Raw genomic sequence first — 22,622 nt, forward strand, 5'->3', positions numbered from 1 at the left:
TGACTCGCGAGTCAATGACTATGCAGTCAATCCAGAAAGAAACCACTCACTCCCCCTCCGTTCCCTTATTTCTCGAATTTTCAATCAAAATAAAGTATCATAGAGAAAACTTTCGTAAGGAGTCGCTAATGACTATTCTAAAGAAACTTTCCCCTTTGTTTTTGATCCTTGCGGTCGTCGGGGATTTTTCGCTGCCTTATTATTTAGGCAGATTCTATCCGGGATTTGACCAGATGACCATGATCATCAGCCAACTGGGAGAGCCGATCAGCCCCGTGCAATCGTATTTTGATCATGGGTCAGTGGTCACAGGGACACTGTTCATATTGTCGAGCGTTGGCGTCTATGCCTTCTTTCGTTCTGAATCGAAGCAATTGGCACAGATATTAGCTGGTGCCATCGCCTTTTACGGCTTTGGTGATTGCCTCTTGACTGGCCTGGTGCATATCAGTGAATCCGCCAGCTTCTTCAGCCCTGCCTATTTTCTCCATGCCGCCTTTTCCGGCTTAGCGATGGTGGCCATGATGTTTGTGCCGTTGTTGTTGGCCTATCAAGCAAGTGTGAAGCGTCAAAGGGCCGTTTCTCTCTTTTATTCCGTGTGTCTGATTGGCTCGATCGTGGCGCTGATCTTGTTCGCCGCCTACTATTTGCCACTGATCGGCAGCCTGCTCGCCACCACTCGCGGCTTTTGGCAGCGCCTGTCGCTGTTTTTCCTCTATCTTCCAGCACTCAGTATCGCCTTTAGACAATTAAAAAGGATGCCGCATTAGCAGCATTCTTTTTGCTATCTTAATTTTTTTATCCCGATCTGTGCCGCGCCGATCGCTCCGGCAAATTGAGACAATGGGTCTCTTTTCACCGGTGCCGCCACATACTGCTCTAAGACCGTCACAAAGGTCGCGCTTTTTGATAGACCGCCTGTGAAGAGGACCTCCTCCCCACGAGTCGGCCGTAATTTCGAGTATTGGCTGCTGATCCTCTGTGCGATGGAATGCAGTACCCCTAGCGCAATATCTTCACGGGCTTCGCCTTTTGAAATTAAGCTGATGACCTCTGATTCCGCGAAGACCGTACACATACTATTGATAGTGACTGGTTCGGCCTCTTGAACAAAGCGGTCCAGGTCTGCGATGTCTTCTCCCAGTGTTCGCATCATGACCTCAACGAAGCGCCCTGTCCCTGCGGCGCAGCGATCGTTCATACTGAATTCGATCACGTTGCCTTTTCCATTGAGCTGAATCGTCTTACAGTCCTGTCCGCCGATGTCGATGACCTGCTTGACCCCCGGAGATAAGTAATCCGCCCCTTTCCCGTGGCAAGTGATCTCTGTGATCACTAAGTCCGCCGGCAACAGCTTTCTTCCATACCCCGTCGTAACCAGCTTCAACTCATGCAGCACATAGCTCTTCTTGAAATAATCAACCACCGCCGTCATGGCGCCTTTGGGGTTCCCAGCGGTTGGGATCAAGTATTTGTCGATCATTTCTTCGTCGCAGAAGAGCACCCCTTTTGTAGTGGTGGAGCCCGAATCTAATCCTATTGTGTACATACAGCCTCTTCCTCTAACATTTCGATAAACGCAGTCACGCGGGTATTGATCTGCTCGATATCTGATGTGGAATAGTCGGTTTCTAAATACATATACGGTGTTTGTTTTTCTTCATTCAAGAAGCGTTTGATCTTCAGCGATTCGACAGAGAATGGAATACAATTTTGCAGGACCATGTCGATCACCCCATCCACTTGATAGTCGTCGATCATCTGGCCTAACAGCTCTTTCCGCGGCTGATTGTTGGACATACAGGCACAGCCGATATTGATGTATTTATCGGTCAATGCTTGGTACACGTCTTCCTCCTTCTCATCCACCAGCCGTTCCACGGCCTTCGCCACGGTACAGTTTTCATACGCAACCACCAAGCCGCCGTTTTCTTCGATCGCGCGAATGACTTTTTCTGTCACGCCGCCCATCGGAGAACCTGTCACTAAGATTCTTGGTTTCTTCTCCAAACGCTTGCCGGCTTCATACTCTGCCTTCACCTTAGCCGTGGTTTCCTCCAGCATCTCGATGACTTCTTCTTTATCAAATTTGTATTGCGAGCCATACATGACCTTGAAAATTTCCTGACCGGTGATCGCAGGCGGATTCAGCTGACCTAGACGATAGAAATTTTGTTTTGCTTTTCGTTCGCGGTTTTTTAATAGGATGGCTTCGCGAATCTTCTCATCGGTGATCTCCACACCTAAGAAATCTTCCAATTTTTCTTTGAAGCGAACCATTTCGCTGTACCACAATTTTTTACTTTCCTCGGTGTCTCTCATATGCGGAAGCTGCATCAAATACGTGTCCTTGAATTCTTCCATATATTCATACATTTTTTTCTTCCCATCACAGGTCGTTTCCCCCACCACTAGATCAGAAAAGTAGAAATACGGGCATTTATCGGTTTTTCCGAAGCCGTAGCTGGATTTGATCAGCGGGCAAAGATTCCGCGGCAGATCTTCCTCGGCATCAGGGATCGTCTCATCCGAAGTCGAACACAGACTGATCTGGATCGCTCCGCCTGCAAGCACTAATTCCTCCGGCATAAAGGTACAATAGACCCCAACGACGGGCTTGCCCTGTTCTTTGATCTCCTTGACAGCTAAAAAGCCTTGTCTTCTCGCTTCGCCAAACTCATCAAAAATCTCTGGTAAACTCGTTTTTAATTCCATTTTTTAATCCATTCCTTCCCATTTTTAGAAATCTTTTTACGAATCGCTTGTTGCTCATACCCTCACATTGAAGCATGCAATACTGTGCCATTCATCTGTTTTCCTCCAATAGAAAAGAGCACACCAAAAAAAGGCCTGCTCCTGGATACTTATCTATTCTGTTTATCCGAGGAGGAAAAATATTCAGCTGACGTGCTTAGAACCTCTAAGTTTTGGTTCACTCATAGTCATCGTCTAAACATTGTTCCACCTCCGATTACACTCGTTGTCCAATTTTCTCGTGGATCTCTTGATCATAGCCGTAAACTTTGTGTAAGCAGTTACAATCACTAGCTACAGTATAACGAAGGCAAAATACCGTCGCAAGGCTTTCAAAAGAGAATCGTTCTCAGTTCTCAAGGAGTCGTTTCCCCTCGCGCCTGTCACCCCATTTTTATTTTTAATAAAAAATTTGCTGAAAAAAAGCCGCAGCCTTTTCTGCTGCGACTTCACTACTTCTATTCCGATTTCTTGCGATTAAATAGAACATACATCCCGATCAATAACACGCACGAAGCGAGTGAGACGAGATGTCCATTACTTACCCCCCGCAGCAGGTGATGAATAAAAGTATCTTCCACCAGCATCGATCCCGCTGTGTAAGCGATCAGGAGTGCGCCGATCCAGATCAGCCAAGGGAACCGATCCATCAGCTTCAATATGACCTGACTCCCGAAAATAACGATGGGAATACTAATGATCAACCCAAGCACAGCCAAGCCAAAGTGCCCGTCAGCCACGCCAGCGATCGCCAGTACATTGTCGAGACTCATCACGAGGTCTGCAATGATGATGGTACGAACCGCAGAGGGCAGTGTCGTTTCACTTTTGACATCGGCCTCTTCTCCGTTCGATTTCAATAAGTCATAGGCGATATAAAACAACAACCCCGCGCCAACGATCTTGACGTAAGGGACCAATAATAATTCAACCGCGATCAACATCAACAGGATACGCAATACGATCGCACCCGCAGTTCCGATCACGATGGCTTTATTTTGTGCACTTGCAGGCAGCTTTCTAGTTGCCAATGCGATCACGACTGCATTGTCGCCACTTAATACCAAATTCAACAGGATGATCGAAAGAACTTTCGATACAATTTCAATACTCATTTCCTTTTTTGCCTCCTAAAAAAATCATCCTGTCTAAAATACCACTTTTTGCTGAAAAAAGCATGAAAATGCACGAATGATTTTTGTTTCACTTGTCCCCTCTTTACCAGAATCATTCTTTATGCTGTCCTGAAGCCTTCAGCTCGTTTATGGTATCATCAAATAAACTCATAGATTGGAGGCGTATACACGTGAAGCATAAAGATTATTACGATGATTCCTATGTATTGACCCTTTCGGAAAAACTGTACAGCGTCATGCCGGACTTTGATAAGGAGGCTTTTCTGACAGCCGTTATGGGTCATTTGGAGGATAAAGAACTCTTTGCTCGTTTCGATTGTATCGTTGACGGGTTAGAAATTGCCCTAAAGCGAGACTATGCCGAAACGATCCAAGCCTTTTATCCGCTCCTCGGACCGGAATTAGAGCAATCGACAGGGATGTTCAGCTTTGGCTGGTGGCTGTGGCCGATCGGGCGCTACGTCGAACGTCATGGAAATGACGCGTGGGAGGCCTCATTGGCTTTTTTAAAGGAATTAACGAAGCGGTTTACGGGAGAGTATGCGATCCGGTCGTTACTAAAGGCACACCCGCAAGAGGTGATGGAGGAACTGATTTTGTGGAGCCGCGATCCGAATGTACACGTCCGCCGTCTTGCTAGTGAAGGGGTTCGGATTCGCCTCCCCTGGTCGCAAAAATTGACGGTCGCCCTCGAAGACTTTGACCGCTATAGTACGATTTTGACTAACTTGAAGGACGATCCCGAGAAGTTTGTTCAAAAAAGTGTCGGCAATAATTTGAATGACTTGTACAAAGAAGCACCGGAAAAAGCAGACGCACTTATCCGCAAATGGAAAAAGACGCCTTCAAGCAGCCCGCAGGAATGGATCATCAAGCACGGCCAAAGAAACCAAAAATAGACAGGGGATCACTGCGTATCCCCTGTCTCTATCAGTTAACTTTTTGTCGTTCTCTTCGGTTTGACCACTAACAACAGCAGCAACAAGCAAAGACCGGAGAACATCAAATAATGGTTCTGACTTTCTCCCGTTTGCGGATACGCCCGTGTGACCTGAACATTCGTGACCTGCGCAGTTTTATGTTCGGACTCTTTTCCTGCTGACTCAGAAGGCTGCTGTTCCGCAGAGCCTAGATAGCCTTCAATGTGAATCTCGTTTTCCATGAGACCGTCTCCTTACTTGAATTAACGCGCAGGCTGAACGGCTTGACCATCTTTTCCTAGGGCTTCAAATGCAAGTGTCAAAGTATGCTTGGTTTGTTCTGCTTTTGTTTTGTAGTACGCATCCTTTGTCGTCCCTGAGTAAGTATACGTCGTTGATTTTGCATAGGTATCCGCCGCGTCATTCGTCACGTTTAATTTTCCATTCGTGTTGGCAAGCGTTAAGAAATCTCCTGCCGCAAAACTTTTCAAATTCACGGATTGTTCCGCGCCTGCGTAATCATTCCCGCTAATTTTCAAGGCATCTACGTTCGTAAGATTTCCGCTGTCCACGGTAAAGCTGCTTGCTGAGACTTTTACTGCACGCCCAGAATTGTTGGTGATCGTATAGCTTGGGGAAGTGATGGTCTTGTGCTCAGAAGCTTTCGTCGTATAGAAAATATTGGCTGTATCAAGGGTCACGTTGATCCAATCCTTTGATCCTTCATCGGTATTTGGTGAATTTTCATCGGTATTGTCTTGACCTAACGAACCGTTTACTGTGATCGATGCAGAATCATCGCCATTGACATCCGCTGCATGTACAGCAATTCCTCCGAATAACAAACCGCTCAATAGTAACCCGCTTAAAATTTTTTTCATCTTTATTCTCCTCTTCTTATCTATTTCATTAAATTTTTTCGCTGTGAAAAAAATTAATTCTACTTTTTTGGTGTCTTTCTCATCGATCCAGCAAGGCAGTCTTGGTTAATTCTTGACGTGAATCGTGATCTTGGCAGCGACTTCCCCTTTTTTTTCTTTGGTTTTGTCGTCGTATAACGAAAACTTCGCTGTCGCCGGATAATCCCCTTTAGCAAGCGGCTTTTCAAGCTGCGCTTCTTTGACCTCATAGCCTGGCTTGATCGCCCCCGAAGTATAGATCAGCTCCCCATTGTCTGTTCGTGTGATTTCGACATTTACAGGATAGGCATTGTGGGCAGGGTTTTGGATGATCAATTCCCCCGGCTGGTCACTTTTCTCAAAGGTCGCGTCTGGGGCGATCACCATGTTGAACTTGCTGCGATCTACCTTTTGCTGCGCCATTTTTTTCAGTTCTTTTTCACTGATCTTCGCGGCATCTTTGCCCTCTGGTAAAAACTCTCCACTCACTATCGAGACGGGTCTGGCTGTTTGTCGTGTATAGAAATAGGCACCGATTCCTGCCGCTATCAAAATAAGTAAAAGCAGGATCAGCAGTCCTTTTCTTTTGCGTTTTTTTTCTTCCATGTTTATTCCTTTCGTTCCGCTGTTAATGTCAGACGGTATTGGACCTGCTGCGCTTGGTGACGATCCCCGTAATAACTGCCGGAAAAGCCAAAGCTTGTGGATGACTGTCCAGCCAGCTCTTTAAAGGTCAGCGGCGCGTCCTGCAGTTTTTTCGTCAATACGCCCAACGAGGTATTTCCTTCAGTCAAATGGAGCAGCAGGTCTTTTTTATTTCCTTCCTCAGGACCTGTCAGCAGTTGGATATTTCCTGGATTGTTCAGCTCTGTCAGGTCTGTCGCCTGGATCGTCACTGGGAAGGAGCTGTGATTATCGATCGTATAGGTATCGGCTGGGACGATCTTTTGCTCATCCCCATCCTTTTTCGAATAAAAAGCGACTTCGATCGGAAAATCTACATTGATCATTTCCTGCTGTGTCGTGAAGGGTACCTCCAGCCACTTGCTTGATTGACTGTCTAGATCACAAATGATTCGTACATACAGCCAATAATTTGTCTTTTCCTTCAAATTTGAGTAGTGTGCCGATTCCGTTAAGTTGTTCTTATTCTGTTCTTCAATCAATCCATCCGTCGCTGTCTCTGGATCATCGGTTTGTTTGGAATACAATTTATAAGCCACTTTTTGGACCCTGGCGTCATTGCCGTTCAACTGGTAATCCGTCAAATGGAAGGTCGCATCATTCACCGCGATGTCCTTTCCGACACCCGTTAATTGAACTGGCGGATTCAGCCGCTGAAGGACCAAGCTGTTTGCTTGCTGGAGGGCGGTCTTCTCTCCACTGGTAAAGTCTGGCGTATTCGGCAGCGCCTGACGTGAGATCGTCCCAGCCGCGACGGTCCATGACCCCGCGTCTAATTGAGAGGTCAACGACGCATTGTTCGCGATCACCTCATAGCCGGGCGTATTTTCCTGAAACGCGCCGAAGGTAAAGGCATTTGTTCCCCCAGAAAACCCGATCGGATTGTTCGTAGTTCCCGCTTTTCCTTGAAAGCTGATCCGCTTGGCATTGTCGATCGTAAAGGTCGAAGCAGCGCCCACGCCGGGACCAAAGAAGGATTCACTGTTGGAAACAGACAGATCGCCGATCGCATCTGGTGAAAAAAGGATCGTGCTGTTATTCGCCAGCTTAATACTATTGGGATAGTCGATCGACAGCTCGGAACCTTCTCCGATCGTCCAAAAGGCTGGTCGTGTCGCATAGTAGAAATTCCCCATAGAATTATTGGTTCCTTTGATGGACAACTTAGCCTTCTTACCTAAAGCGATCGTGCCGTTGTTGCTGCCATCTGAGTAGATCAGATTGTGGTTGGTCGTGATGGAAACGTCCGCGCCATCATTGACTGTAATATTTCCAGGATTGCTGAACATCCACATAAACCCTAACGCACCATTGGTGTTTTGAACGATCGTCGTCTGAGTCCCAGCTTCAAAAATCAGATTGTTGCACTCCGCGAATTCTTCCCCGCTGGCAACCGACCCATCGGGATTCTGCTGCATAAACCGATTGACTCCTTGAAAATGAATCTTGCTGGCTGCACCTCGAACATAAAAGGGCTGCGCCGTTTTGTTCGAGTAGTAGTTGACGTTGTTGACATACAGATCTGTCACAGAACTGGTCTGCATGATCCCATATAAGCCAACTGCGTTCACTGTATAATCCGGCGAACCAAACGTCATATTCTGCAAGGTGATGGTCAACCCGTTTGTATTTGAATAAAAGCCTCTGTTCCCGTTGTAGGAAAGCTGACGATTGTTTCCGTCGATCGTGACATTTCCGCTGATTTGAAGGCCTGAAGTCCCTAGATCAAATACCTCCGTAGAAGGAGCCAATTTGATCAGCGGCTCTTTCGCATCTAAAGCAGCCTTCAACTCCGCGAAGCTACTGACCAGCTTCCACTCGCCATCGTAGGCTTGTTGTTTTGTCTCTGCTTCGGAGGCAGGGACCGTTGATTTCGGCTCAGAATTCTGCTCTGAAGTGGAAGACTCCGCGGTGGGCGCAGCAGACGTTTCGGTGATCTGCTGTGTTTCTGTAGTCGAAGAAAGAGGCTCGCTGCGATCCGCTACGCTGACTGATTCTCCAGTCTGTGCACTGGAAAGTGTGTCTGCATAAGCTGTATCTGCGGCGAACATAGGAGACGTGCATACCAAAGAAGAGAGAAATATAACCAACATTACCCTTATATTCATGATTATCTACTCCGTAAACTATTATTTTGCATTTATATCTAATATAGAACGATTATTTATATAAAACAATTCCAATAAAATGAAAAATATAAAATAATCACTGTTTTTGAAGTTAATTTTATTTTTCGTTATTTATAGCCAAATATTTTGAATAAAGACCATTCAGGAATCGTCTCCTTTTTTATAGCAGATGTTCTTTTATTAAAACTATTTTTAAATAAAATTTTCAAAAATGAAAACGTATTTATTACAAATAAAGAAAACGATATTTTTAGTCACATTGTACCTGCAAGAGAGCATTTGAAGAAATTTGAGCAAAAAAAGAAGAACCCTTTACGAGTTCTTGATTTTTGTTATTTTAATTCTGCTATAAATCGTTCCGCGATCTCTTTGGGACGTGTGATCGCTCCGCCGACTACGATTCCGCTGACGCCCATTTCTTGGATTTTTTTGGCTTGCGCCGGCGTATGGATCTGCCCTTCTGCTATGACGGGGATCTCCAGCGCAATCAACTGCTCCATCAACGCATAATCTGGACCCTTGCCGCTGCGAGAAGCCGTCTCAGCCGTGTAGCCGCTCAAGGTCGTTCCTACAAATTCAACGCCTGCTTCATAGGCATTTTTTCCTTCTTCGATCGTTGCGATATCTGCCATCAACAATTGCTCTGGATACTTTTCTTTGATTTGCTGGATAAACTGGGCGATCGTCAAGCCATCGTGTCGTTTCCGCAAGGTGCAATCCAACGCAATCACCTCTACCCCCGTCGCCGCCAATTCATCGACCTCTTGCATGCTTGCCGTGATGAAAGGTTCTTCTGGCGGGTATTGTTTTTTTATCAGCCCGATCAGCGGCAAAGCTACCTTTGCTTTGATTTCTTGGATATCTCTTACAGAATTGGCTCGGATCGCTGCTGCACCAGCTTCCTTAGCTGCTAAAGCAAGCAACGGCATGATTCCTCCGGCTTCCGTATATAAGGGTTCTCCAGGCAGCGCTTGGCATGAAACGATCAAGCCGCCGTTGATTTTTGCTAAAAATTCTTCTTTTTTCATCTGCTGCACTCCATTCTATAAGCGTACGCTTTCATAATATAAAACAAACGTACCATGCAACGCCGATTCTGTATAGTCCAAATAAAAACGCGCACTCCAAGAGGAGTACGCGTTTTTTAGTTCACCTTCGTCGCCGCTAAACTAAAGTCAGCGATCGCTGTTCTGGTCTTTACGATATCTGAGACCTCATTGGTCAATACGACGATCGCAAACGGCTGATCGTCTGTCAGAACAAGCCCGATATCATTTTCGACGCTTTGCTGCTCGCCAGTAAGATTGGCTACCGTGGTGTCTTTCGGCAGTTCCTTAGGAATCTTGGTGCGGATCTTCTGACCCTTCAAAATCTCCAGCATCGTTTTCTGCGGTTCTTTTTCACGTTCGTCATACAGTTTTCTCAGTAATTTCATGCAATCGTTCAACGAAGTGTAATTGTCCTCATCTGTGATGCGAACATTGATATCCACCATCCGACGATTCAGTGTCGTGTCCGTATATCCTTGCGCCTTGAAATAGTCGTTCAATTTATCCATGCCATAATGATCGATCAATACATTGGTCGCGTTGATGTCGTGCTGCTGGATCATTGGTGTCAGCCACTCGGTCAGTTTCTTGTCCTGGATGACTTGGTTGCTGCCTTCTGGCTGCGCCAAAGCGTAATCCATGATGAATAATTCGATGACATTAGCGGCGATCGTCGGCTCGGAATTATTGCTGGAAACCTCTTGCTTGCTCTTAAAATAATGCACCCCGTAATAGACTTTACCGGCACTTTGCGTCAGCTTCTCCGCGTCTATTTTAACGGCAGCCTGCTTCGTTGTTTTCGTTGCTGTTTTCTTTTTTGCTTCCTTTTTCTTGCTGGATTCCTGCGTTTTTTTCTTCTTTGAGGACTCGGACGTTTTCTTCACTGGTTTTTTCTTCTCAGAAGACTTCTTCGTGGCTTGCTTCGTAGACTGTGACGTCTCTTTTTCCTTTGAAGAGGCTTGACTTTCTTTAGCAGTCACCCTTTGCTGCGGAGTCTCCTCTGGTTTATTGAATACACGTGTCACGCCAAAAACAGCGCCTCCTGCCAGCAGCAATGTGGCCGCCCCAAGCACGATGTATTTTCCTAGATGCTTCTCATTTGGATCGGTATGTCTTCCCAAAGCTCTCGCCTTCTCTCCATCGCTTAGTTTCGAATGTTCTCGATAATAAGTTTATCATATTTCATTATCAAAATAATTCCTTTTAAAAAAGAATATATAATTTATAAATATTGTTTAAATCGTTGGCTTGGATACCGCGACATTTCATAAAAAAATAAAAAACAGCTTGTTTTTTATAATTAAGCAACAAGCTGTTCTTCCTTTTATTGTTACAATCTTTTAGTCATAAAATAGTGCGTTTCACTTTTCAGCGGATGATCATCAATCTGTCCATTGATCTCGTAGCCGTGCTTCAAATAGAAATTCGGGGCGTTGAAGCTCATCGTCTCCAACAAAATCAGCGTGCAGTGTTCTTCTCGAGCAACGGCTTCGATTTGCGCCAACAGCTGGCTGCCGACCCCTTTGCCGCGAGTTTCATCTCCAACATAAAACAGCTCGATCCGTAAGTAATTCCAATGGATCTCCCCTACGATCCTGCCTAAAATGTCCCCCGCTTCTTCGTAAACAAAGCTGACCTCTTTAAACGCATGATTTGTCAACGTGGGAACTTTTTTGACCGTGTATTGATCCAATTGCTTGATCGCCGATTCTTTATTTGCCTGATAGGCTTCTACTTTGATTGCCATGTATCTATCCCTCCAATTTTGGGTACAAAAAAAGCTGGATAAGAAATATCTTATCCAGCAATGATTGCCCTCCGACTCACAAAACTTAGTTTAACAGACTGACTTCCTCAATGCTGCTCGTTTAATTAGCGGAAGGCCGTATTTGTTTTTAACCTTTGACGTTACTTATTTTTTATTTTCGGATCGAGATAATCCCGCATCCCATCACCCACAAAATTGGCACCGATCGACATCGAGAAGATCGCGATCCCCGGAAAGGTAGAGATCCACCAATAGTTCATATTGTTGACGCCGTCAGAGACCATCGAGCCCCATTCAGGTGTCGGTGGCTGCGTTCCCAAGCCTAAGAAACTTAGACCGGAAAAGGTCACGATCGCATTCCCGATGTCCAAGGTCGCCATTACTAAAAGTGAACCTAGCGCATTCGGAACGATCTCTTTGACTAAGATTCTGAGATGACTTGCGCCCAAGACCTTCGACGCGACGATGTACTCATTTTCTTTCAAGGTGATCACGAGACTGCGCATCAGCCGTGCATAGTTGGGCCACCAGATGATCGTCATCGCCAAGACCGAATTAAAAATACTCGGGCCTAATGCGGCTGCGATGACCATCGCCAAGATCAGCGGCGGAAAAGCCGCGATCAGCTCTGCAAACCGCATCATGATGTCATCCACGATCCCACCGACATAACCGGCGATCCCGCCATAGATAGTTCCGATGACGATCGTGATACAGACCGTCACTAAGCCTGCCGTGATGGACACACGGCTTCCCATCAATACCCGAGAGAACACGTCTCGGCCCAATTCATCAGTACCTAATAAATGCCCCGCTGAACCCGGTGCTAAAAAGCGGCCCATCATATCCTGTGCCAATGGATTTTTCGGAACGATCACGGGTGCGAGCACAGCGACGAGCACCCACAAAGCACAGATGACGATCCCTAATTTGAATAAAAAGTTTTTTTGCTTTAGTAGTCGTTTCATCAGCTGTACCTCACTCTCGGATCAATGACCCCATAAAGAATATCAATGAAGAGATTCAATACCACATTGATCATCGCGATCAGCAATGAGACCCCGCAGATCGCTGGAAAGTCTAGTGTGGTCGCTGAAAGATACGCATATTGTCCGATTCCCGGCCACGAGAAGATCTTCTCAACGAACACCATCCCGCCTAACAGATTGCTAAAGCCCATCCCCATCACGGTGATGACTGGGATCAAGGCATTTCCCAACGCGTGCCGCAACACGATCTGGCGCTGCGACAATCCCTTTGCTTTCGCTGTTCGAATGTAGTCCAGCGAAGAAACCTCCAACAAATTCGAACGCGTCTGCCGCGAGATCAGTCCCATCGTGAAGAATCCAAGGACGATCGCCGGCAAGATCAAATGAGACAGCGCGTCATTCAACAGTGTCCAATTTCCGCTCGTCAATGCATCCAGCACATACAGGCCGGTCCCCCCAGTGGGTGCGGACACCCGCGAACTGACTCGCCCGCCCCCTGGGAACAAGCGCCATTTTGAATAAAACAGCAGCAGCATGACTAATGCGAACCAGAAGTTCGGGATCGAGACCCCGCTGATTGAGATCGTACGAACTAGATAATCAAACGGCTTGTTGCGGTAAACGGCAGAGATGATCCCAAACGTGATCCCGAATAAAACAGCGATCAGCATCGCCATGATGGAGAGTTCCAAAGTTGCAGGGAAAAACTGTTTTAAATCACTGATAACCGGATTACCAGTACGAATCGAAATCCCTAAATCCCCCCGCAGCAAATTGCTCAGGTAGATAAAATATTGTTCCATTAGCGGTTTGTCCAATCCCCAACGGGCTTTATACGCCGCTACTGCTGCAGGATCGCTCATCGCATTTGGACTCATGTTTGATGCGATCGGATCACTGGGAACGAGGTGGGAGATCATGAATACCAAAAACGTCACCCCAATGATCAAAAAACAGACAAACACGAAGCGCCGTAATAAAAATCTAGCCATATTCCTCATACACTTTTGCCCCTTGCCTTTTGGTTAGTTGATCTCAACATCTTGGAAATTGATTTTTTGTACTTCGAAGTAGTTCACGCCTTTTAAGTTGTCACGGTAGGCCAATACTTTCGGATGTTGAACTAAGAACGCGTATGGCATATCGTTCGCCAATAGTTTTTGTAATTCCTCTGATGCGGCCACTCGTTTGTCTTCATCAGATTCTGTTTGGATCGTTTTCTTCAATTCCTCCATCTTCGTATTCGAAGTATCCATCCATTTCGCCCGTTCGCCGACTGTGTCGCCTGGTAAAAAGACTAACTGGTTATTGATCTCCATATAGTCTGGATGCCAATGCATCAGCAAGAAGGCTTCTTTCCCTTCGCGATACGAATCGATAACGACCCCGATCTCAGAAGTTTCGATCTTGGCATTGATCCCGATTTTTTCTAAATCGTCTTTGATCTTTTGTCCTAAGGTCGTCCATGACATTCCCTCTGTATCAAAGTTCGCCACGGTGAATTTCACTTCAAAGCCGTCCTTGTAGCCGGCTTCCTCCATCAATTTCTTCGCTTCGTCTAAATCTTGATAATCTTCTTCTTTTTCTAACGCGCCGGTAAATCCTTTTGGTACGATATCTAACGGCAAGACAGATTTATCGCCTGAGATTTTCAACAGCTCTTTGTAATTGATCGCTTTACGAACTGCTTCTTGTACTTTTGGATTCGCCATCGGTCCACCGATTTTTTCATCTTGGTTCATTAATAAGAAGGTCGTTGTCGAGCCGACGTAGTTTTTGATCTTCACGCCTTCTTGATCCTTCAATTGCGATACGTTGTCGACACCGATCCCTAACGCAATATCAATATCGCCTTGCTTCAACATTTGGATCTGAGTATTCACATCTGGGATCTCTTTACAGATCACTTTGTCATTCTTCACTTCGCCCCAGTATTCCTTGTTCTTGACCAAGCTCAATTCTTCGTTTTGTTTCCATTTGTCCAACGTGTACGCCCCAGAACCGGCAGAATTTGCATTCAGCCATTTTTCAGCCGTATCTTTAGAAGACGCGTCTTCTGCATCCGTTCCGCCGTGTTCTTTCACCACTTCAGAATCCACGATCGCAAAAGAGTTGTTCGCCAGCTTCACTAAGAAGGCAGCATCCGGCTCCTTCAATGTGAATTTCACCGTGTAGTCATCCGGTGTTTCGATGTTTTCCACATTTTCTGTATGATGCGTCGTATTACTCTTCAGGTTTTTGGTCCGCATCACACTAAATTTCACGTCTTTTGAAGTCAATTCGTTTCCGCTTGAGAATTTCACGCCTTCTTTGATTTTGAAGGTATGCACCTTTTGCGAATCATCTAATTCATGAGATTCCGCTAATGAAGGCTCTGGAGTCGAGGATTCATACGTGCGATACAAATAGTCATACAACGCATAATAAACCATGTTCCCATAGACTTCATACCCATGATGAGGGTCCAAAGTTTTCAGATCAGAAGCCATCCCAACTACCAATGTCTTGTCGCCATCCCCGCTGCCGCCACCATCGTTTGACCCGTCTGTGCTGCCGCCACCGCCGCCGCAGCCAGCGAGTGTCAACATCACTAAACAAATGACGCTCCACAACATCTTTCCTTTTTTCATACCTTGTACTCCTCCTTATGTTTGCTAAATGTATTTAATTTTTCCTAGGAAAAATTAAGTCTGATTAACACGCCGCTGAGGCACAAAAGCTACCCCTCTTTTTTATGTAAATGACAAGCCACAAAGTGATCGTCTTTTACTTCTGTCAGTTCAGGAACGTCAGTTTTGCATACCGCCATCGCGAATGGGCAACGCGTATGGAACTTACAGCCCGTTGGCGGATTTGCTGGACTCGGTACGTCTCCGGTCAGCACGATTCGTTCCGTCTTCGTCTTACTGATCGTCGGTGCTGCGGAGATCAAGGCCTTTGTATAAGGATGAAGCGTGTCGTTATACAGCGCATCCCGATCTGCCAACTCCACGATATTGCCTAAATACATCACCGCGATACGATCACATAAATGATAGACCACACCTAAATCATGAGATATAAACATATACGTAAGGTCCAATTGCTTTTGCAATTCCACCAGCAAATTAATGACCTGTGCCTGAATCGATACATCCAACGCCGATACAGGCTCATCGCAAATGACGATCTCCGGCCGCAACGCCAATGCGCGGGCGATTCCGATCCGCTGCTTTTGCCCTCCTGACATTTCATGAGGGTATCGTTTTTTGTAATTGGTCGCCAACCCTACCATGGTCAGCAGCCGATCGATTTCTGTCTCGATCTCTGCTTTCGTCATGTCCTTCTTATGATGGATCTGAAAAGGCTCCGCCAAAATGTCCCGGATCTTGTTCCGAGGATTCAGACAAGCAGACGGGTCTTGAAAAACAAGCTGGACTTTCGATCCAAAGGCGATTTTTTCTTTTCGATTCTTGAAGGCGCTGACATCTTGACCATCAATAATGATCGTTCCGTCCGTCATTGCCCCTAGGTTCAACATCGTCTTTCCTAGCGTGCTCTTGCCACAGCCGCTTTCTCCTACGATGCCGAATGTTTCTCCCTTGAATACCGTGATCGACACATCGTCCACTGCCTTCAGCGTGCCTTTTTTTCCTTTACTGTCGCGGATCTCAAAATATTGCTTCACATGTGTCATTTCAATAATCGGTTCTTGCGTCCTCATCTATGTCGTCACCTCGATCTCTTCTTCCGTCGAATACTTAAAGCAGCGAACCTTGCGCCCATGCTCGATCGTCGTGATCGCCGGACGTTTCTCCTTGCAGATAGGCATCGCGTAAGGACAACGGGGATGGAAGCTGCAACCCTTCGGCATGTCGTCCAATTGGGGAACGACCCCTTCGATGCTGCTCAATTCCCCCTTTTGATCGTTGATCGCAGGGATAGCCGCGATCAAGCCTTCCGTATAAGGATGCTTCGGATCATCAAGGATCTCACGGATCAACCCTTCCTCCACGACTTTTCCGGTATACATCACGATCACGCGGTCACAAACTTCTGACACGACTCCTAAGTCATGTGTGATGAGAATGATCCCCATTTTGAGACGGTCCCTCAGCTCCTTCAGCACTTCCAGAATTTGCGCTTGGATCGTTACGTCGAGAGCAGTCGTCGGTTCATCGGCGATCAAGAGCTGCGGATCGCAAGCAAGCGCCATGGCAATCATCACCCGTTGGCGCATCCCACCGGACATCTGATGGGGGTATTCATTGAAGCGTTGTTCCGGCGCAGGGATGCCGACGAGCTTCAACAGCTCGATCGCCTTTTCCTTCGCCTCCGCCTTTGAACAGTCGGTATGGATCAGCATAGACTCGATGATCTGATTCCCGCATTTATGGAGCGGATTCAATGAAGTCATCGGCTCTTGGAAAATCATCGCCAAGTGATTGCCGCGAAACTGCTGCTTCTCTTTTTCCTTCATTGCTACGAGATCCGTTCCCTTGAAGAGCGCTCGTCCCGACACACTGCTCGTGGATTCATCCAATAAGCCCATGATGCTCAAAGACGTCACACTTTTCCCGCTGCCGCTTTCGCCAACGATTCCTAACGTTTCATTTTCATTTAATAGAAGCTCTAAATTATTTACGGCAGTTACTTCTCCGTTATAGGTCCGAAATTTGACCGTCAGTCCTTCGACCCGCAGTAGTTCTTTCTCCATAAAATAATTAACTCCCTACCTTTTTATTTTTAATTAAAGATTAAAAAATAACTATAGTCTCTCATTTTAAAATTGGCTTTTTTCATTTCTTTTGCTCAATATATCGTAAAAATATTTTATTTTTTGATTATACCAGTTGAAGAAAGATTGTCAATATAAAGTTTTAAGCACCTTTTTTAGAAACTCAGTGATATCACCTCTCATTGCACTAAACCCAAAAACATTCAATTTATTATTAAATTATTCTGAGTGACAAAGATTTAAAAAAACTGTATTTTATTTTTCTTCTTTTAATGACACTTTCAAGAACCTACAAATAACAAAAAAGAACCTTCGACAGTTTTCTTTTAAAAACTGTCGAAGGCTCTTGTTTTTCTATTGGACTAGCAGTTACATGAAGTTCTCGAAGCGACTCTCGATGATCCCCAGATGCAAGGCGTCAAAATCCCTAAACGACAGGCACGGAAAGGACTCCTTGTCACAATTTTCCGCCAAGTAGATCGGTTTGAATCCGAGTGTTTTTGCTTTTTCAAGCTGCTCCAGCGATTTTGAGATAAAATTGACCTTTTGATGGGCCAGCTCTACCTGCAGGAAATCGACTAGGCCATGAGGGATCGTTTCGGTTTCTTCCCCATTGATAGAAAAATCTAAATAATCTGCTAAATGCTGTTCCAGTAATACGTCGTTCATCGTTGCTTGATCATAGAAAACTACACCGATTTGTTGCCCGCGGCTTTTCAGATAATCCAAGAGTTGGTGGATTTTCGTCTGATCTTCTTTCTTTAAAAAAATCGTCTCGCTTGAAAAGACAAATGTTTCGATCATTTCGTTTCCTCCTTGTGTCTTATTATTGTGCATATTTTCACTAATAATAACAAAATTTTTATTGCCCACTCTATGTTGTTCTTCCTTTACAATAAAGTCTCCATTTTATTAGCTCCCCTTTAACCTACAGCATTTTAAAAAAGCTGTCAACGATTTGTGTTTTATTTCACAAAATATTTTTATGAACAAGAAAAAGAAGCCCACGACATCCGTCAAAGGCTCCTAGAGTAGACTAAAGAACTTCTTTTACCATAGCTAACAATTTTTCAACGTCCTCAGGGCGTGTATTCCCTGTCGCTGAATCAATGATCGAGCTGTAAATATGAGGAATCACCTTTTCAACCCCCGCATCCAAAGCGATTTGAAGGATTTCTTGGAAGTTCTCCAAATCGATGCCGCCCGTTGGCTCAAGATAAAAATCATTTTCTGCGCACGCCTTTGCTACTGCCTGGTATTCCTCTTTGCAGGTCAAGCCCTTCATCGGGAAATACTTAAGGGAACTCCCCCCCATATCCTTCAAAAGCGCGATGGCAGTCTCAATAGGTACGATCGCCTCTATTGTTTGGGCGCTCAAAGGACCTGTGGCAATATTGACGTACCCCACTTTGCCGCAAGGAGAGACCAGTCCGTTGATCACTGTCTCCTTTTGTCCTAACAGCGCACGCGAGGTTCCCACACCTGTAAATACTTGATTGACGTGATGCGGCTGCAATTCGCCAGAGATCCGCGAGACCATTTGGCTTTGGTTGGGATTACCGGCACCCAAGCCAACAGACAACGCGTTTTCCGTCGCCTCCTGATAGTTCTTCATATCTGTGATGGCGGCCTCATCACTGGTGTAGTTCTTTGATAGCACACCTAAAACGACGTGCCCTTCTGCCGCTTCGTAACATTCACGCGCGTTTTCGACTGAATTCGCTAAAACATTCAGACACACGCGATCTTTATAATATTTTGGTGTCAATGACATAATTGCTTGTTCCCCATTTCGATTGATTTAATTTCCTCTTGCTGCAATTGGTTCCGCTGATTTACAAAATCTCCTTCAGCCGGCTCACGATCTTCGCCATTTCCTCTTCTTTTACGGCACGAATATCGAATTCGATTATGCCGTTGTTGGCTTGGTATTCGCGGGTATAAATAGCAGGATCTTCCGCCTTCAAAGCCGCGATCACGGCTTTCGCTGATCCCTTTTCTATTTTCACACTGGCACGATAAATGTCGCGACCTGCCCCATCCTGAACCACCGATGCCGTCAAACCATCGATCTGATTGAGTGCTTCGAAAAAAGGAGTCAATCGCCTCTTCATCGACTCGCCAGTCTCAGCGCCCATCTTTAGTCGATCTTCCACGGCTTGTGTTAGACCCAGAATAGTGTCTTTCCCGATCTTCATGGCCCGACCAATGCCTTTCCCCTGCATACGTACCCACTCAATATATGAAGCTTTGCCGAGCACTAATCCGCTGCTGGGACCTTCAAGAGCCTTCGCTCCAGAGTAGATCACCAGATCCGCACCGGCTTGACTGTATTTAAACAGGTCTTCTTCCGCTGCGGCATCTACGATCAAAGGCAAGTGATGCTTTTCAGCCACCGCAGCTGCCTCAGTCACTGTCAGCATGCTTTTTTGTACCGTATGATGGCTTTTGATATAGAGCAGCGCTGCGGTGTTTTCTGTGATCATCATTTCCATTTGTTCTGGTGAACAGCCATTGGCATAGCCGGCTTCAATGACGTGACCGCCTCCTTGGTTCACCATCACTTCAACGGGGGTCCCATAGTCGACATTGTGCCCCTTCGGCAAAAGGATCTCCCGCTTCGTGATCCGCGTCGTGTAGGGATGGTAGGCGTGATAAAGACTGCCCTCACCGATCACCGCCGCGACGGATTGTGCGATCCCAGCGGAGGCCGAGGACACGATCTGCGCGTCCTCCACCTTAAGAAGCTCTGCGAGATAAGCGCCTGTCTGGATCAACAAGTCACTCATTTCAAAGAAGTGTTCGCCGCCGAAGCGCTGTGCCGCGAGAACTGATTCTGACACTTTTGATACGCCTAAGATCGTCATCTTTCCTGAGGCGTTGATGACCTCCTTCAAGCCAAATTTGTCATAGCTCATTGTCATAAATGGCGCCTCCAATAATTGTTTTCACTGGTTTGATCACTTCTTTTGCTACACGTGTGAAGCCGTTTGAATCCGTCAGTACTTTTTCACCGTCTTCCACATCAAAGATCGTGATGTCCGCGTCAAAGCCTGCTGCTAAACGCCCTTTTTTCTCTAAATGGAAACAGCTCGCCGGAACAACGGTCACCTTCTCAAGAATCTCTTCCCATGAATAGCCTAAGACCCGCAGCTTTTCCATCGTGGTCGCCAAATCATACACCGGTCCATTCTCACGATTGCGGTGATAAATATCTGTACTGATAGTCGTTGCTTTGATGCCTTCTTTTAACGCCCTCTCTGCAACATGGAAATTAAAGCTGTCCGTCCCATGCCCAATGTCAAAGACGATCCCTTTTTCATAGGCAGCTCTCGCAAAATCCTTGATCTGATCGGTCTCTTGATCTAAGATCCCGTTCGGCTTGCCATTGAAGCAATGCGTCAGCACATCGCCTTCATCGAGGAGCGCCAATACGTCTCGCAGTTCCGGCGGTGCCGATCCAATGTGGATCATTAATGGCAGGTCGTCGTTTTCTTGTTGGATCTCCTTTGCCAGCTCTAACGGTGTGATTCCATTCTCTCCCACGACCGTCTTGCTCATGCGTGCCTTCAAGCCAATGACGAACTGGGGAAGCTCAGCGATCCGTGCTTTTACCAAGTCTGCTTGGATCTTCGACAGATCCGCTAATTCGTCCTGCTCGACGATCCCCCACTTAGAGATATTCATTAGCGCGTAGACATTGGTTTTCACCTTCTTCGCAAGCTCATAGAAATCACCGATATTTTCCGCGCCAGTCGTTCCCGCATCGATCACGGTCGTAACACCTTTTGTTACACCGATCTCATCTGGGTAATCATAATAGAGGCTCATTTTTTCGTAGCAATGTACGTGATCATCGATCCAACCAGCAGAAACATAATGTGCACCGGCTAAGTCGATCACCTCTTTTGCAGAGGATTCGATCTGTGTGTCCACGTTTAAGATCACGCCATCTTTTATCGCAACTTCTACTTTTTCTCCGTCCATCCGTTTGCCGTTTTTGATTAATACATCAAACATCCTTCTGCCTTCTTTCTATTGGAGCGCTACTGGGAAGATCGTCCCAAGGATCATTGCACCCAGGATCGCGCCGCCAGCGATCGGTTTTTTCCAAGCATAAAAGCCCAGTGCACCTAAAGTCGCGCCAATCCCGATCGGAATCGATGCCCCGCAAGCACTCAAAATGATCAATGGCCCTAAGAAACGGCCAGAAGAGTTTCCGGCACCCATCATGACATCTGCCCCAAAAGTCGAATTTGCCTGATTGATCGTGAACTTACGGATCAAAATGATCACGCCGCCCACCAGCAATCCTAAAACAGCCCCTGTCATCAAGGACAAAGCAAAGTTGTCGATCGGTGCGCGGATACCCATACTCAAGAAGATCGCCGGAATCCCGATACCGATACCGGTCAAGATCGAACCACCCAAGTCCAAGATCCCAACCAACGATCCCTCTAAAATACGTGCAAACAAGAAGCTTGCTCCAAAGGCTGCGGCAGCGCCATACGAGCCGCCATCAAGTCCCGCCTTCAGCATCGCCACGATCGATACTTCGTTAAAGGCCCCAACTCCGTGCACCACATACATATGTGTGCCGGCAAAAACAGCCGCGGCCATGATTCCTACAGTGATGGGAAACGCCCAATCCGCATACCAGAAACTTTTCGCCTTCTTCTCTTCAGAAAGTGCGAGTTGCTCTTTGCTCAATTCTTCTGTGTTGTCCATTTATTTTCCTCCTCAGCGTATTTGTGTGTCGCTGCTTATCTAGTTATCCTTCTATTTTCTAACTCAACCCAAGCATTTTATGGATGTTTTCCAACCAATTTGGCGCCTGCAGCTTGAAGCTTTCCAAGACTTGCAGATCAAAGCCGCGGAAGAATCCGCTAAGAATGAAGAGTGCCACGATCGCCACCATCATCATCTTCGTTACTTTCGACCAGCCGATCTCATCGACCCCTTTACCGATCAAGATACCCAGTACCACACCCGGTACCGCGTTGCCCATGATCAATTGGGCGATCCCGCCGAAGAGTGTGCCCCAGAAGCCTGTCCGTTTTCCAGCATCCAACGCTGCCAGCCAGAAGATGACGGGCATAACGATGTTGATCAAAGTCGTTGCTGCGGGTACCAATACCGCCACCGCAGTTACTTGCAGTGCTTCAGGAATCGCTGCTGCCGTTGAATTCAGAAAGGCAACGACGATCGCCCCCACCACTGCACCAACAAAGCCCATTTTCCGAGGATCGTGCATGGATTCTGCCACATTTTTATTTTTAGCTAATAAGACCGAAGCTGCCCAGTTTGGAATGATCCGATGCGTCACATCCTGTGTGAAGGCGCCGGCTCCCACCGTTGATGCCCAGGCATTGAAGAAAAAGCCTAATCCGAATGAGAAATGCGATGCCGGATCACCCATACAGGCATTCATTTCTCCTAATGTACGGAAGGCCCCTAATCCCTGCGTACTTGGTGCATGAAACATCCGTGCGGCCCCCATCGAGGCAGAAAAGCCCAACAAACCGCCAATGATGATTGATTTGATCAAAATTATTGTAAATTCCACTTCATAACTTC

The 22,622-nt window shown here is 46.3% G+C and carries 23 protein-coding genes; 2 read left to right on the plus strand and 21 right to left on the minus strand.

What is annotated here, in order from left to right; translation table 11 throughout:
- Window positions 1-128: 128 nt before the first annotated feature.
- Entirely contained in the window at window positions 129-770 is a 642-nt protein-coding gene (locus I592_RS12715) for a DUF998 domain-containing protein (protein ID WP_010779795.1), read from the plus strand.
- A gap of 14 nt (window positions 771-784) precedes the next feature.
- Here I592_RS12715 and I592_RS12720 read toward each other — a convergent pair whose 3' ends face one another.
- From I592_RS12720 to I592_RS12730, 3 genes are all read right to left on the minus strand, one after another.
- On the minus strand, window positions 785-1,549 hold the full coding sequence (locus tag I592_RS12720; RefSeq protein ID WP_010779794.1) for an acyl-CoA dehydratase activase: 765 nt from the start codon (window positions 1,547-1,549) through the stop codon (window positions 785-787).
- A complete protein-coding gene (locus I592_RS12725) occupies window positions 1,537-2,715 on the minus strand; it encodes a double-cubane-cluster-containing anaerobic reductase (RefSeq protein ID WP_010779793.1) in 1,179 nt (392 codons plus the stop codon). Before I592_RS12725 ends, I592_RS12720 begins: the two co-directional genes overlap by 13 nt.
- A 497-nt stretch (window positions 2,716-3,212) precedes the next feature.
- Entirely contained in the window at window positions 3,213-3,869 is a 657-nt protein-coding gene (locus tag I592_RS12730) for a TerC family protein (RefSeq protein WP_010779792.1), read from the minus strand.
- A gap of 191 nt (window positions 3,870-4,060) precedes the next feature.
- Between I592_RS12730 and I592_RS12735 the strand changes: the two genes are divergently transcribed.
- Window positions 4,061-4,789, plus strand: coding sequence for a DNA alkylation repair protein (locus I592_RS12735; RefSeq protein ID WP_010779791.1), 729 nt, complete (start codon window positions 4,061-4,063; stop codon window positions 4,787-4,789).
- 35 nt (window positions 4,790-4,824) lie between these two features.
- On the opposite strand, the gene I592_RS12740 is transcribed toward I592_RS12735, so the two are convergent.
- From I592_RS12740 to I592_RS12825, 18 genes are all read right to left on the minus strand, one after another.
- Window positions 4,825-5,052, minus strand: coding sequence for an LPXTG cell wall anchor domain-containing protein (locus tag I592_RS12740; protein WP_010779790.1), 228 nt, complete (start codon window positions 5,050-5,052; stop codon window positions 4,825-4,827).
- Window positions 5,053-5,073: 21 nt separating this feature from the next.
- Entirely contained in the window at window positions 5,074-5,691 is a 618-nt protein-coding gene (locus tag I592_RS12745) for a hypothetical protein (RefSeq protein ID WP_010779789.1), read from the minus strand.
- Window positions 5,692-5,796: 105 nt separating this feature from the next.
- Window positions 5,797-6,315, minus strand: a complete 519-nt coding sequence (locus I592_RS12750; RefSeq protein ID WP_010779788.1) for a hypothetical protein — start codon at window positions 6,313-6,315, stop codon at window positions 5,797-5,799.
- A 2-nt stretch (window positions 6,316-6,317) separates the two neighbouring features.
- Window positions 6,318-8,444: a pectate lyase-like adhesive domain-containing protein gene (locus I592_RS12755; RefSeq protein WP_244265177.1), complete on the minus strand. Its 2,127-nt coding sequence runs from the start codon at window positions 8,442-8,444 to the stop codon at window positions 6,318-6,320.
- 410 nt (window positions 8,445-8,854) lie between these two features.
- The gene (locus I592_RS12760; protein WP_010779786.1) at window positions 8,855-9,550 is read right to left on the minus strand and encodes an N-acetylmannosamine-6-phosphate 2-epimerase; all 696 of its coding nucleotides are present in this window, start codon (window positions 9,548-9,550) and stop codon (window positions 8,855-8,857) included.
- A 116-nt stretch (window positions 9,551-9,666) separates the two neighbouring features.
- Entirely contained in the window at window positions 9,667-10,692 is a 1,026-nt protein-coding gene (locus tag I592_RS12765; RefSeq protein WP_010779785.1) for a serine hydrolase, read from the minus strand.
- A 209-nt stretch (window positions 10,693-10,901) separates the two neighbouring features.
- A complete protein-coding gene (locus I592_RS12770) occupies window positions 10,902-11,318 on the minus strand; it encodes a GNAT family N-acetyltransferase (protein WP_010779784.1) in 417 nt (138 codons plus the stop codon).
- A gap of 161 nt (window positions 11,319-11,479) precedes the next feature.
- A complete protein-coding gene (locus tag I592_RS12775) occupies window positions 11,480-12,307 on the minus strand; it encodes an ABC transporter permease (protein WP_010779783.1) in 828 nt (275 codons plus the stop codon).
- Window positions 12,307-13,329 (minus strand): ABC transporter permease, encoded by a 1,023-nt coding sequence (locus I592_RS12780; protein WP_010779782.1) that lies wholly within the window; start codon window positions 13,327-13,329, stop codon window positions 12,307-12,309. Before I592_RS12780 ends, I592_RS12775 begins: the two co-directional genes overlap by 1 nt.
- Before the next feature lie 24 nt (window positions 13,330-13,353).
- Window positions 13,354-14,958 carry an ABC transporter substrate-binding protein gene (locus I592_RS12785; protein ID WP_010779781.1) on the minus strand — a complete coding sequence of 535 codons (1,605 nt, stop codon included), beginning with the start codon at window positions 14,956-14,958 and terminating at the stop codon, window positions 13,354-13,356.
- 89 nt (window positions 14,959-15,047) lie between these two features.
- Window positions 15,048-16,031 (minus strand): ABC transporter ATP-binding protein, encoded by a 984-nt coding sequence (locus I592_RS12790; RefSeq protein WP_010779780.1) that lies wholly within the window; start codon window positions 16,029-16,031, stop codon window positions 15,048-15,050.
- Entirely contained in the window at window positions 16,032-17,024 is a 993-nt protein-coding gene (locus I592_RS12795) for an ABC transporter ATP-binding protein (RefSeq protein ID WP_010779779.1), read from the minus strand.
- A 390-nt stretch (window positions 17,025-17,414) separates the two neighbouring features.
- Window positions 17,415-17,849 carry a hypothetical protein gene (locus I592_RS12800; RefSeq protein ID WP_010779778.1) on the minus strand — a complete coding sequence of 145 codons (435 nt, stop codon included), beginning with the start codon at window positions 17,847-17,849 and terminating at the stop codon, window positions 17,415-17,417.
- Window positions 17,850-18,081: 232 nt separating this feature from the next.
- Window positions 18,082-18,819: a 2-dehydro-3-deoxy-phosphogluconate aldolase gene (gene dagF, locus I592_RS12805; RefSeq protein WP_010779777.1), complete on the minus strand. Its 738-nt coding sequence runs from the start codon at window positions 18,817-18,819 to the stop codon at window positions 18,082-18,084.
- A 61-nt stretch (window positions 18,820-18,880) separates the two neighbouring features.
- Window positions 18,881-19,969, minus strand: a complete 1,089-nt coding sequence (locus tag I592_RS12810) for a DgaE family pyridoxal phosphate-dependent ammonia lyase (protein ID WP_010779776.1) — start codon at window positions 19,967-19,969, stop codon at window positions 18,881-18,883.
- The gene (locus tag I592_RS12815; RefSeq protein WP_010779775.1) at window positions 19,953-21,065 is read right to left on the minus strand and encodes an amidohydrolase/deacetylase family metallohydrolase; all 1,113 of its coding nucleotides are present in this window, start codon (window positions 21,063-21,065) and stop codon (window positions 19,953-19,955) included. The genes I592_RS12810 and I592_RS12815 overlap by 17 nt, the downstream gene beginning before the upstream one ends.
- Window positions 21,066-21,080: 15 nt before the next feature.
- Window positions 21,081-21,773, minus strand: a complete 693-nt coding sequence (locus I592_RS12820; protein ID WP_010779774.1) for a DUF4310 family protein — start codon at window positions 21,771-21,773, stop codon at window positions 21,081-21,083.
- A gap of 58 nt (window positions 21,774-21,831) precedes the next feature.
- Entirely contained in the window at window positions 21,832-22,611 is a 780-nt protein-coding gene (locus I592_RS12825) for a DUF4311 domain-containing protein (RefSeq protein ID WP_010779773.1), read from the minus strand.
- Window positions 22,612-22,622: the final 11 nt, after the last annotated feature.

Origin of the sequence: Enterococcus gilvus ATCC BAA-350 (assembly GCF_000407545.1) — a bacterium.
In the GTDB taxonomy this organism is placed as follows: domain Bacteria; phylum Bacillota; class Bacilli; order Lactobacillales; family Enterococcaceae; genus Enterococcus_A; species Enterococcus_A gilvus.